General features: G+C 48.5%; 12 protein-coding genes. All 12 read right to left on the bottom strand.

What is annotated here, in order from left to right; all coding sequences use genetic code 11:
* Positions 1 to 22: 22 nt before the first annotated feature.
* The 12 genes from SD71_RS21375 to SD71_RS21325 all read right to left on the bottom strand — a co-directional run bounded on the left by SD71_RS21375 (position 23) and on the right by SD71_RS21325 (position 12,119).
* A complete protein-coding gene (locus SD71_RS21375; protein WP_052476507.1) occupies positions 23 to 847 on the bottom strand; it encodes a carbohydrate ABC transporter permease in 825 nt (274 codons plus the stop codon).
* A gap of 6 nt (positions 848 to 853) precedes the next feature.
* Complete coding sequence (locus SD71_RS21370) at positions 854 to 1,804, bottom strand: carbohydrate ABC transporter permease (RefSeq protein WP_235427303.1); 951 nt, start codon at positions 1,802 to 1,804, stop codon at positions 854 to 856.
* Positions 1,805 to 1,882: 78 nt separating this feature from the next.
* The gene (locus SD71_RS21365) at positions 1,883 to 3,127 is read right to left on the bottom strand and encodes an ABC transporter substrate-binding protein (RefSeq protein WP_041067880.1); all 1,245 of its coding nucleotides are present in this window, start codon (positions 3,125 to 3,127) and stop codon (positions 1,883 to 1,885) included.
* A 171-nt stretch (positions 3,128 to 3,298) separates the two neighbouring features.
* Complete coding sequence (locus tag SD71_RS25715; protein ID WP_268747776.1) at positions 3,299 to 4,630, bottom strand: response regulator transcription factor; 1,332 nt, start codon at positions 4,628 to 4,630, stop codon at positions 3,299 to 3,301.
* On the bottom strand, positions 4,612 to 4,833 hold the full coding sequence (locus SD71_RS25285) for a response regulator (protein ID WP_268747775.1): 222 nt from the start codon (positions 4,831 to 4,833) through the stop codon (positions 4,612 to 4,614). The genes SD71_RS25715 and SD71_RS25285 overlap by 19 nt, the downstream gene beginning before the upstream one ends.
* The gene (locus tag SD71_RS21355) at positions 4,830 to 6,641 is read right to left on the bottom strand and encodes a sensor histidine kinase (protein WP_041067877.1); all 1,812 of its coding nucleotides are present in this window, start codon (positions 6,639 to 6,641) and stop codon (positions 4,830 to 4,832) included. Before SD71_RS21355 ends, SD71_RS25285 begins: the two co-directional genes overlap by 4 nt.
* Positions 6,642 to 6,958: 317 nt before the next feature.
* A complete protein-coding gene (locus SD71_RS21350; protein WP_052476506.1) occupies positions 6,959 to 8,179 on the bottom strand; it encodes a YeeE/YedE family protein in 1,221 nt (406 codons plus the stop codon).
* A 171-nt stretch (positions 8,180 to 8,350) separates the two neighbouring features.
* The gene (locus SD71_RS21345) at positions 8,351 to 9,049 is read right to left on the bottom strand and encodes a PepSY domain-containing protein (RefSeq protein ID WP_041067874.1); all 699 of its coding nucleotides are present in this window, start codon (positions 9,047 to 9,049) and stop codon (positions 8,351 to 8,353) included.
* Between the two features lie 106 nt (positions 9,050 to 9,155).
* Positions 9,156 to 9,428: a PepSY domain-containing protein gene (locus SD71_RS21340; protein ID WP_052476505.1), complete on the bottom strand. Its 273-nt coding sequence runs from the start codon at positions 9,426 to 9,428 to the stop codon at positions 9,156 to 9,158.
* Positions 9,422 to 9,949, bottom strand: a complete 528-nt coding sequence (locus SD71_RS21335; RefSeq protein WP_041067871.1) for a PepSY domain-containing protein — start codon at positions 9,947 to 9,949, stop codon at positions 9,422 to 9,424. The genes SD71_RS21340 and SD71_RS21335 overlap by 7 nt, the downstream gene beginning before the upstream one ends.
* Before the next feature lie 74 nt (positions 9,950 to 10,023).
* Positions 10,024 to 11,379, bottom strand: coding sequence for a sensor histidine kinase (locus SD71_RS21330; protein WP_041067868.1), 1,356 nt, complete (start codon positions 11,377 to 11,379; stop codon positions 10,024 to 10,026).
* Positions 11,376 to 12,119: a response regulator transcription factor gene (locus tag SD71_RS21325; protein ID WP_052476504.1), complete on the bottom strand. Its 744-nt coding sequence runs from the start codon at positions 12,117 to 12,119 to the stop codon at positions 11,376 to 11,378. Before SD71_RS21325 ends, SD71_RS21330 begins: the two co-directional genes overlap by 4 nt.
* Between the last annotated feature and the right edge of the window lie 29 nt (positions 12,120 to 12,148).

Raw genomic sequence — 12,148 nt, 5'->3', positions numbered from 1 at the left:
TCGCCGAAGCGCCGGGCGCTTATCAGCCTTTGACTCCGGCGCTCGATACGCCTTCGATATACTGCCGTTGGAAAATAAAGAAGAAGATCAGGATCGGCAAAGTGGCGAGCACGACCCCTGCCATGATCAGCGGGGTGTTCTCGAAGAACATATCCTTGACGCTGTTCAAACCCACGACTAACACATACATTGAAGGATCGCTCGTCAGTGTAACGGGGATCAAGTAGCTGTTCCACGTTCCCGAGAATGCCAGGATCGACATCGTGATGAGCGAGGATCGAGCCAGCGGGTAGACGATCCGCCAGAACGCCCCTACTTTAGTCAAGCCGTCGAGTCTAGCCGCTTCAATGAATTCGGTCGGAATGCTGATGAAAAATTGACGCATCATGAAGATGTACAGCGCCTGATACAGAAACGGAACCGTTAACCCCGTAAAAGAGTTCAACCAGCCAAGCTCGGCCACGTTCACATATACAGGAATCAGAATCATGTGATACGGAACCATCATCGTACCGACGACGATCCAGTAGATGAGCTTTTTGCCCTTGAAGTCGAGTTTCGCTAGTGCGAATCCGACCATCGGGTTAATGATGAGGTTACCTAGAATGACGACTGCCGTCATGATGACGGTATTCATAAGCCATTTAGGCACGTTGTACGCGTCATTCGTGAAGAACATCTTGTAATTGTCGAACGTCCAGTTAGAAACTCCGGCCAGCTTGTTCACATCTTGCATGGTGATTAATGAAGTGTAAAGCGTATATATAAACGGCAGGGCGAACAGAGCGCCAAGAATAATGAGCAGCGTATAATTACCGAACTGTGCTATAGCTTTTCTCGTTTTCACCTGCGCTCACCCCTTTTCATCCAACAGTTTTTTCTGAAGGTACGTAATGATCATGATTATCAAGAAGAACAAGACAACGGCCGCACTTCCGTATCCGATGTTCATATAGCGAATACCGTGCTGATAGAAATAGGTAACAACCGTATTGGTGGCTCCCGCTGGGGAACCGAGCGCGCCGTATCTAGAGATGGCGGCGATCTGGTCGAAAATTTGGAAACCGAGAATCGTTGCCACTGACACAATGAAGAAGGTGATCGGTTTCAAGAACGGTACGGTAATGTAGCGGAATTGCGCCCATTTGGATGCGCCGTCGATTTGGCCCGCCTCATACAAATCTTTCGGAACTTCTTGAAGCCCGGAAAGATAGACGATCATGGTAAATCCGCATTGTTGGAAAATAAATAGAATAGCGACAAACATAAGCGCATAGTTCGTATCTGCGAACCAGGTCACATTGCCGAACCCGAAAAGTCCGAAGAATTCCGTGACGAACGTGCCCTGCTTGAACAACATCATGAATACCGTTGTGATGGCGATTTGGGATGTAATGTACGGAATGAAGAAGACAGTCCGGAAAATCCCCTTCCCTTTGATCTTTTGGTTGACCAGGATCGCCATTAGAAGACCGATCAGTGTTTGCACAGGGACCGCGATCAACACGATCTCAAGCGAGTGAAGGACCGCCCGGTAAAACTCGGGATCCTGCAGAATCCTTACATAGTTCTGAAATCCGATGAATTTCGCTTCATCCAATGCTGCGAAGTTGGCATCCTGGAAGCTGCGAATGAAAGACTGCAGGAAAGGATAGAAGAACCACCATGCCCACAAGATCAGAAACGGCAAGCTGAACAACCAGCCGACGGACATATCCGAATCGAACATTTTTCTGAACAAGGACTGACCGCCCTTGTTGTCGCGCCGCAATTCCGCGGCTGCTTTAGTGCCGTTGCTCATCATGACCCCTCCTTACTTGAATGTATTTAATGCCGTGAATAAAATCGTTCCCGTTTCACCAAGGAAACGGGAACGCAGCCATTACTTGAATTGCTGTTGAACGCTGTCCAAGATTTCTTGAGGAGTCTTGTTCCCGCCGCCCAGCAATGTGCTTTCCAGCTCATTTACCAGTTGGTCTTTAAATTTCTTCGATTCCGCCGGATAAGCGAAGTCCGTTGCCGTTTTGAGCGCAGGTTCAACCGCTTTGAATTCCGGATTCAATTCGAAATACTTCGGCGACAAGCTGACCAATGGAGAGCCGTTACCGATTTTCATGAATTCGGTTTGAGTCGTTTCGTTGGTCATGTGATAAGCCGCTTGAACAGCTGCTTGCTTGTCTTTCGCGTCTTTGAGAACCACGTAACCGTCTGCGATCATGTCACTGTTTTCTGTAGTTCCTTTCGGTACAGGAAGAACAACATATTTCATGTTCGGAGCGGCGTCTTTCAGGAAGCCTTTATACCAGTAACCGCCGGTTGTCATTGCTGCTTTGCCGTTGGCGAATACTTCTCCGTCCCAGCCGTATCCGAGAGATTTAGGTGTAACGGCTGAACCGTCTTTATACATGTCGAAGATCTTTTGCAGACCTTTAACGTTTTCAGGTGAGTTGATCGTCTTGCCGTTATCCCATCCACCGCCGTAGCTTTTCACATAGTTGGTGATATGGTAAGGATCGATGTTGATGACAATACCTTTTACGTCTTTCGTTGTAAGTGTCTTAGCGGCAGCTTGAACTTCATCCCAAGTAGTTGGGTAAGCGCCAAGACCCGCTTTTTTCCACATGTCTTCGTTGATGAAGAACATAGCCGGGCTTACGCTGTTCGGAATACCGTATTGCTTGCCGTCGATTTTCCAAATATCGTTCGCAGATGATTGGAAACGGTTCATGTCTACGCCTGCCGGTCCGATCAAGTCGTCCAGCGGAGCGAACATGCCTTTGCTGATGTATTCATAAGAGCCTTCGTTGGAAATCTTGATGAAATCAGGTGCCACGCCGGCTGCAATTTCACCGGGCAGCGTATTCCAGAACTGGTCGCTGCTTGGGTATTGCTTGATTTTGAGCGTGATGTTCGGGTATGTCTTGGAAATGGTGTTAGCGGCCTCCTGGTAAATCTTAAGGTCTTGCGCTGTACCCCAGAATCCCATAGTAACCGTTGTTTTTTTGCCTTTTCCGCCATCGGCTTGTCCTTCATCATTCGCGTTGTTTTTGCTTCCGCATGCAGCGAGCGCGAAAACCAAACATACGATGAGAAGCAGCGAAGCAGCTGTTTTCATTGTGTTCTTCATGTTGCATCCCCTTCTTGGTCGAATTTCTTGGTGCTCCTTCATGATAAAGTTTCACTAGGCAAAAAAAAATTAATCATATGATGATTAATTTAATGGGATGCACTAGTTTTGCTTTAGCCGTACGCATAGAGGAAGGATGTTTTTAATGAAACGCACTTTTCTTTAATGAAATTATCCTAGCTCCTTGCGGAAGTCTGTCGGAGACATTCCTTCATACTTGTTGAACACGATGGCAAAATGGACTTGGCTGTTGAAGCCGACCATTTCCGCGATTTCATAAATTTTGTACGTATAGTCCTTGAGCAGCTCCTTCGCCTTGCGGATGCGCACGACATTGAGATAGTCGAACAGTCCTCTGCCCACTTCCTGTTTGAAAAGTCTGCTGATATAGTTCGGGCTCGAATGCAGCATCTCCCCGAGCAGCTTTAACGAAATGTCCTCGTTGTAATGTTGATCGATGAATTGAACCACATTGCGGATTAGAGGGCTGTACTCTTTATTTTTACCTGTAATGCGGGCTTTCAGTTTTTCGTTAAAGGCGGCATGATAAAACGCCGAGCATTCCAGGAAATCATCCAGCTGCTGTGCCTGATTCCGGTCCGCGCCATACTCCTCGCCCTCGGCAATCATGAACAGCAAGCCTTCATACACCTTTTTGACATCCTTCTCCGTCATGCATTCTTCATTCTGAACAAACTCTTCCCATTCCGCCAAAGTGGTGGCAAACTCCTCGTACTTCTCCTCTTTCAAGCTGTTCTTCAATGCCAGGATATATCCGTTAACGCGCTCCTGCAGCTGCTCGTCATCGAGATTGCGGATGCGGTAATAAAACAAAGGGTCGTTAGGATGATAAAACTTGAGTTCCAGCGCTTGTTCCGCCTGGCCGACCGCTTGACCGAGATCGCGGAACGAATGAAAAGCGTCGCTGATGCCGAACACCGGCTCAACATTCAGAAATCTTTTTAACGAGCTGTGGATCAAGTACACAATATCGTTAACGTGTGAATAGGAAGCCTGTGAGCTATTGGAATCGCTATGCGATAAGAATACTGCGAATAGATTCTCTTCCAGCTGCGTCAGTTCGGTTTCTTTCTCTTTGGATAGCAGTTCGCCGACTATGTTGACGATCGTGGCCGGCAGGAATGCGGCGTTTTCCATCGTATATCGTTTCAGCATTTGCTCGAATTTCTTAATGGAGAAAAGTACGGCATACAGGTTGCTTTCTTTCAAGTCCGTTGCGCCGGCATGCTCAAGATTACCTTTGATCATATCCCGAAGTGCCGAATCTTTGCTTGCTCCTTGCATAGAAGGCTCTGTTCCGCTGTCGCCGCGGCTCCCGATTTCGAGCTTCAGCTGCTGCAGAACAGCTACAATCTCCTGCACGTTCATACTCGGTTTATGAAAATAGTCCGACGCTCCCAGCTTCATTGCTTTCTTGACGAGAGCAAAGTCATCGAAGCTGCTGAGGATGATCACTTTGGCATTCATGTGTTGTTCACGCATTTCGGAAAGCACTTGAATGCCGGTCTTTTCGGCATCTTGATGTCCAAGATGACCACGTCGGGCTTTAGCTCGGCAATGAGTCTTAACGTTTCCTCGCCATCGGCAGCCTCGCCGACGATTTCCATGCCGGCATCCTTCCATCCATATGAAGACTTGATTCCGATTCGAACGAGCGGTTCATCGTCCGCCACTAAAATTCTCACTTTGTCTCACCTGCATTCGGTTGATCTATGATGGGAACGACGATCACCGCTGTTGTTCCGGCGTTCTCTTCACTTTGAATCGTAAGCCCGTACCCTGGTCCGAAAAATAATTCAATGCGTCTGCGGATGTTATTCAGACCGATGGAGTTTAAGTGTTCGCCTGCTTCGTTTTGTGTCAGCGCCTCGCTTTGCTCTGCGGACATCCCTCTACCGTTATCGGCGACGGTCATGACCAGATGACCCGCCTCTTGGCGAATCCGGATTTCGAGCTTTCCTTTATAGGGGATTTCGTCAAAGCCATGGAAAATGGCGTTTTCGACTAAAGGCTGCAGCATGAATTTCAATATTTGGTATTCCCACACGCCGGGATCGATATCATAGGTCACATCGAACTTATTGAAATAACGGATGTCTAATATCTTGGTGTAGCTTTTGATAAATTCAATTTCTTCCCGTACCGTCACATAATCGGTTTGCGTTCTAGCCGTAAACCGGATCACTGACGAGAATGCCGTCAGCGCCTCCTCTATGCCTGCGGCTCCTTGCATCTTCGCCATCCACTTGATCGCATTAAGTGTGTTGTACATAAAATGAGGACGGATTTGAGATTGTAAGGCCAGTATCTCCATCTGCCTTTTCTCCTGCTCCTCGTGGTAGATCGTCCGGATCAGGCTTCTGATTTCCTGCAGCATCCGATCGATGGTCACGCTGATTCTGCCGATTTCACCATGTCCGGCTTCGAACGATACGTCCAGATTTCCTTGTGAAACAAGCTTCATTCGGCGTTCGAGCTGAAGCAGCGGCTTGGTGATGCTGGTCGCGATATAAATCGATGTGACGATGGATAAGCCCAGCAGGATGAACAAGGATATGGCAATCGTTCGTACAATGGTATTCACAAATCCGAACAGTTCATTTTTAGGCATGACGGTAACGGTTTTCCATCCCGTTAAGCTCGAGTCGGAGGAAATAAAATAATGATCCTCGTCCTCCTGAAGCTGCTCACTATGACCGTCGACGAGCTGCACGCTGCTGCCCAGGACGTCTGCTGCCGGCTTGCCGATTTCCGTTCCGTTGGTGCTGTATATCACATTTGAATTTTGGTCGAACAGATAAAACCGTGTATTGTCTGTAAAATGGATGTCGCTCCACAGCATTTGTAATCTCTCTACGCCGATATTGAACAGGATGAAGCCGAGTGTTTCTTTGGTGAACGGATCGATCACCGCACGTCCCATCGACACGACAGGAGCAGGCTTGAAGGACATCAGCTTTTCATCATGAATGCCGACCGGCACATAAATCCCGTTATTCCGTATGATCTCCCGGACGTAAGTCTCATTATAGAAACCGTTCTCGAGATAACGATGATTCATGTAATCGTCATTGCTTCTGCCTATAATCAACTGATTGGTGGATTGATAAATGATAGCCGAGCTGATCAGTTCCGAATAAGGCATTATACTGTTTCGGATAATGCTTCCAACCGTATCGAAATCTTGCTGCTTCTCATAAAACGGATACGAAACTGATTCATAGTCTTTTTGCATGATCTGAAACAAGGTGTGATTCTGTACCGGCAGCATCGATAACTGCAATAACGGATTAAGCGAGGTGTCGATGTTTTTGACGATTTGCCTGTTATTGGCTATGGCCGCATCGAGAAGCATGCTTTGATTGGACTTTACGTACAACCAGGAGAGTGTGCCGCCTATGATAAAAAACGGGACGACAATGAAACAGGCAAAAGCCAGAATCAACTTTTGCCTGAGTGTCATATTCGCCCAACGCTCTGTCATTCCCCTCATGGTGCGCCACTCATTTCCGCTTGCGAAGCAGCATTATGCTGTGAATAAGAATTCCCTAAACGGTCGGAAGTTAACCCGGACAAGCTCATGTAGAACTCTGCTCGACATTTTCCGACAAAATGAATGAGTTGTCAAATCGGCACCAAAGTCGGCGCTAAGGATTACCATTTCGCTTCCAATAACAGCCTAATGATTCGTATATCATAATCATGTATCATGAAGTACAGAGAGGGTTGCAGCACTGTTGCAGCTTTTCTTCATAACCTTTAATCTTCTTGGAGCCGGAGTAAGTGCGGCTCTTTTTTTTGTCCATCGTTTTACTTTGTTACAGGCAGGTCACATAGAGGACGAAGTTTGATGCCGATCATGCTGCCGATCATGGCTCCGATCATCCATTCCCAACCATGAAGGCTGAAGGAAGCAATTCCTCCGAAATAAGCACCGATATTGCAGCCAAAGGCAATTCGCGCGCCGTAACCCATCAGCACACCGCCTGCCAATAAACCCGTAATCATTCGCAAGGAAGTGTGCCGAAGAAAACGATTCGGTTTGCCGCTTAATCCGAGCGCCATCAATGCACCCAGTATAAGTCCGATATCCATTACCGATGTTACGTCTTTCAGAATACTGATGTTTAATGCCGCGGCATTGGCATCGGTCTGCCAATATGCCCATTCCGTAACGGGAATTCCAGCTGCCTGAGAAAGTTTGGCTCCCCACAAGGCGAAAGCGGATGTCACGCCCCACGGCTTGCCTGAAATATAGAGTACGACTGCATTTCCCACTGCAAGGACAATACTCCCCAGTATCAATGGCCAGGGACCCTTCAGCAGGCTCTTCCATCCAAACTGCCAGCTCGGGCGAAGTGATTCAACATCACCGTTTCGGCGTTTCTCAATATAATATACTGCACAGAACACGAGCGTAAGAATTGCAAGATTGACGGAGAAGCCTGGTAGAGGTCCCAAATGTTCGATAAACGAAACGGGACCGATATTAGGAGTGCCCATCCACCATGTAAAATGAGCGCTACCGATAACAGAACCCGCAATGAAGCCTACTAGCGTCAATATGCCTCGGGAGTCTCCGCCGCCGATGTGGTACAGTGTGCCTGAAGCGCAGCCGTCCCCCATTTGCATTCCTATACCAAAAATAAAAGAACCCATTAACACGGATAATCCGACGGGAGATACAAAGCCGGCAGCTTCATGGCCGCCTGCTCCTGACAAGAGCGGAAGGAATAAAACATTTGCAATCAGAAATAAAATCATTTGAGCCCGGATGCCGACCCCTCGTCCGGATACGAGAAAGCTGCGGAACGAACTCGTAAAGCCGTAGTGCGCATGATAAAGCGCCAGTCCTAAAACACCGGCGATCAAATATAACGATGCTTGCTTATAGGAAACGGTGCTGCCAAGGAACAAGAATCCAAACGCGAACAGCATCGATGTCAACAAGATGATGCGTAGATTGACAGTTGGCTTCCGAATAGCGGCAGACACGTTATCATTCAGTATATTTACCTTGGTGTTGCTCATAAATATCGATTCCTCCTTTCCTTCTCTCTTAATAATACAACTTATCCAATCGGATTTATAGTTGATAACAATTTTTGGCAGGCTATGGAGTCGATCCCAAGTCGGCATATAAAAAAAAAAGAGGGTGCCTCTCGGCATCCTCTTACCATTCGTATGGAATTCTTTTAAAGGTTAATGACGTCCCTTGTGGCCATCATTGTGATCGTCGTCATGACCGCGGCCGCTATTTTTGTGGTGGTCATTGTCATTGAAGCGGTACTCATTCTTATGGCGGTCATCATCATAATCGCGATCCCACACTACGGAAAGAACTTTTCCGGTCGACGCGAGAACATAGACCTTCACTTCACCTTGTTTGGTTTTCAATTCGATTACATATGCGAGCTTATCCTGATAATCATCGCGTTCGATTTTGACGACCTTGCCGCCTACCTTGGCTACGGCGATGGCAGCGGCTTGTTTGGACGATAATTTGGCTTTGACAAACGCTTTTTTACCTACGAGCATCCATTTGCCGGACGATACATGGTAAAAATAACGATAGCCGCTGCTATCCGTCGTTACGAACAATCTGTTCCCGCTGTAAGCATCGATAAGTACGTTATAGCTCCAGGTGACCTTTACGGTGATCGTGACTTTGTAATACGTTACTCCCTGCTCCATGTAAAGCTGAACATTCTGAACGGTGCCGGCAACGTTGGACAAAGCCAATTCTTTCGCTCTCTTGATCGTCAATTTTTGTCTGTAATCCGTGGCCACAATGGATGTCTTGCTTACTTCGTAATTGTTTGCCAATGCAGCTCCCGTTCCGGCGATTCCTCCCACCATAATAGCGGCAGACAATGCGGCGATCCCTATTTTCCGGTTCATGAAATGATGCCTCCTTCAGCTCTTATTGGTTACATATTGAATGTAAACCGCTTAGATGAGAGCCGATGAAGAGCTACATTAGAAGTTGATGAGAAAATGGAGTAGGTCACTCATTATCGTCATCACCGCTATGCTTGCCGGAGTCGTCCGATCCGCCGCGTTTGCCCGGTTGGCCGTCGCCGCGATCATGGTCGTCCCATGTTACGGACATAATCGCGCCGGTGATGGCGTTAATCTGCACGACCGCTTTTTTCTCCTTGCCGCCGCGAATTTCTACCAGATAGTAAGCTCCCGCTTTTGTTTGTCTTAAATCAACATCCTTAACCGTACCTTTCACCTGTTTGGCGGCAAGCAAGGATGCGTCTGCGGCGGTCAACAACGTTGGGGCCGATTCCTTAGGAGAGTCGTCCTTCGCAGCCTGCTGCTTCGGGTCATCCGGCTTCGGCTGCTGCTTTGAGCCAGGCGCTTCGGCGGCGGGTCCCCTGGCGTCGGCTCCGGCGGCAGGTCTATGTTTGGTTTTTGCTGAGTCGGCGCGTTATCTGGGGATGGTTCTGAAGCCGGAATTTGTGCAGTTGGAGTTGACGGGTTCGCTTCGACAGGCTCCGCTTGTTCTATTCCCGCAAACGCGTCCAATCGCTTTAATGACACGATCTCTCCGCTGCGTGCGTCCACCTTCATATCATACAGCCCTTTTTCCGTTTTAAGCAGCATCGAGTAAATGCCCTTGCTAAGCTTAGTGCCCGCCACTTCACCCGGATACAGTTGAAGAACCGCATCCTCCGCCGCTTCTCTCGTAAGCGCATCGGCATTGGTAATCCATGGTTTCCATGCTAACCCGATGATGATAATTGCGGCTGCCGGCACAACGATGCCCGTTATCCATCGCCAACGTTTGGTCATTCTCTTCACCCCGCCACGCTCGATATGCGATCATTATACAAGGTTAAAATGAGAATTTGATGAGAGAAAGCTTGTTACGCCGGTGGTTTACGCAAAATAATGACTGCTGTCGTACCCACGTTTTCCAGGCTGTCCAGTTCAATCCGTGCGCCAATCGCCTCCGCGATCTCCTTGGCAAGCGACAAGCCCAGGCCCGACCCGCCTCTTTGCCTGCTGCGGGCTTCATCGACCCGGTAGAAACGGTCGAACACTTTCGGCAGGTCCTCATTCGGAATACCGATACCCCGGTCGATTATACGAATCCAGCCTGAACCGTCCTCTGCCCCGACGTGCACTGTGATCGGTTCTTCACTGTATTTTCGCGCATTGTCGAGAAAAATGAACAGAAGCTGCTTTAACAAATGTTCGTCCGTATAACCTTGTGCGCTATGTTCGGCTTCTACATGAACGTCGCGGCGATAAGCGTTGTAGAACGCTTTGGCGGAATCCTGCGCTAATGCGGCGAGATCGACCGAAGTAAACTTCACATTCCTCTGTGACTTGTTCCTTGCAAGCAGAAGCAGCTGCTCCGTCATTTCTCTCATCCGGATCGCTTCCGAATGAATGGCGTCAATGGATTCGGCAAAAAGCTCAGGACGCTCGAGTCCTTTTCTCTTTAACAGGCTGGCGTAGCTTTCTATAACGGTAAGAGGCGTTTTCAGCTCATGGGAGGCGTTCGAGACGAATTGTTCCTGCTTATCGAAGTTCGTCTCAAGAAGATCGATCATATCGTTAAATGTGCGGCCCATCTCCACCAGTTCGTCGTTGGAGGACCGGCTAAGCTCGAGCCGTTTGAAGCGTCCGCTTTGCCGAATTTCCCGCATCGTGTTGGTCATCGAAGTAATCGGCTGAGTGATCAATCTGCTGAGAACCCGGCTTGAAATGATGACAGGGATGAGAGCCATGCCTGTTACGGCAATCAGGACGTTTCGCAGCACCCGCAAGTTCTCTTCCGTCTCCCGGAGGCTCTGTGTCACTTGAATATTGACGACCTCTCCATCCAGCCAAATTACGGGAAGGGACACCAGTACGTAACGGTGGTTTAGGTGCTTGATCACCTCAACGTTCTTGTCCGCAAAAAAGCGGACTTCACGCTCAGTGAGGGATGATTCGGAAGATGAAGTAACCGGAGAAAGACCGGTGCCTGTTGGAGTAACAACGCGAAGCATGCCTTCCAACGGCACATAGGCCCTGAGCAAATCCTCCGCAGGAATTTGATGAACGGATTTGCCCATCCCTTCAGCGATTGTAGAGGCCTCCGCTTCAATTCGTTCGATCTGGCTGTTTAAAGATACGCGGTAGAAAAGTATGTATACGAAAAGATTAAGAACGATAAGCAAGGCCGCGAACAATACCGAGGAGTAAAGATGGATTTTATTGCTTAATCTCATTTGCTGTCCTTTAACACATAGCCCACGCCGCGGATCGTATGAATAAGTTCAAATTCCCGGCCGTAGTCTATTTTCTTGCGGATATAGCGGATATACACGTCCACCACATTCGTCTCGCCGTAATAATCATATCCCCATACGGCCTCCATGATTTGCTCCCGGTTAAGCACTCTTCGTTTGTTCTTCAGCAAATATACCAGCAGATCGAATTCCCTCGGAGTCAATACGATCTCGTCGCTTCCTCTGAAGACCTCCCTGGTTCCCCCATTTACTTTCAAGTCCGCAGCAGTCAGCCATTGCTCGGGAATCGCGTCGGAATAATTTGATGTTCGCAGTCTTAACGTAGCGCGTATTCGGGCAAGCAGCTCTTCAATAATAAAAGGTTTGGTCATATAGTCGTTGGCTCCTAGGTCGAGGCCGGACACTTTATCCTCAACAGAGCCTTTGGCCGTAAGCAGGATGACGGGGGTGTCGGCATCCTGCGCACGAATGCGCCTTAACAGCTCGATGCCGCTCATTCCCGGAAGCATGATGTCCAGAAGAACGAGGTCCCAGCCTCCGGTGCGGTACATTTCCAGAGCATCGCTGCCGTTGCCCGCCCTCGCGACCCGGTATCCCTCCATCTCCAACTCGATCTCCAGCAGTCGGGATATTTTCTCCTCATCATCTACGACCAATATCGATTTACCGGCCAAACCGGTCACCTCCCCCGCCGCACTTGTTTGATATAATTTTAACATAACGAAGAAGCATCCTCATCCAAAGATGG

This window comes from Cohnella kolymensis, assembly GCF_000829465.1.
Taxonomy (GTDB): Bacteria; Bacillota; Bacilli; order Paenibacillales; family Paenibacillaceae; genus Cohnella; species Cohnella kolymensis.
Note: the sequence above shows the minus strand (reverse complement) of the source record. Positions and strands in the feature narration are given on the sequence as shown.

Coding starts and splice junctions, on each gene's coding strand:
- SD71_RS21370 (WP_235427303.1), bottom strand. CDS start 1,804: ATGATGAGCAACGGCACTAAAGCAGCCGCGGAATTGCGGCGCGACAAC.
- SD71_RS21365 (WP_041067880.1), bottom strand. CDS start 3,127: ATGAAGAACACAATGAAAACAGCTGCTTCGCTGCTTCTCATCGTATGT.
- SD71_RS25715 (WP_268747776.1), bottom strand. CDS start 4,630: ATGCGTGAACAACACATGAATGCCAAAGTGATCATCCTCAGCAGCTTC.
- SD71_RS21355 (WP_041067877.1), bottom strand. CDS start 6,641: ATGAGGGGAATGACAGAGCGTTGGGCGAATATGACACTCAGGCAAAAG.
- SD71_RS21350 (WP_052476506.1), bottom strand. CDS start 8,179: ATGAGCAACACCAAGGTAAATATACTGAATGATAACGTGTCTGCCGCT.
- SD71_RS21345 (WP_041067874.1), bottom strand. CDS start 9,049: ATGAACCGGAAAATAGGGATCGCCGCATTGTCTGCCGCTATTATGGTG.
- SD71_RS21335 (WP_041067871.1), bottom strand. CDS start 9,949: ATGACCAAACGTTGGCGATGGATAACGGGCATCGTTGTGCCGGCAGCC.
- SD71_RS21330 (WP_041067868.1), bottom strand. CDS start 11,379: ATGAGATTAAGCAATAAAATCCATCTTTACTCCTCGGTATTGTTCGCG.
- SD71_RS21325 (WP_052476504.1), bottom strand. CDS start 12,119: ATGTTAAAATTATATCAAACAAGTGCGGCGGGGGAGGTGACCGGTTTG.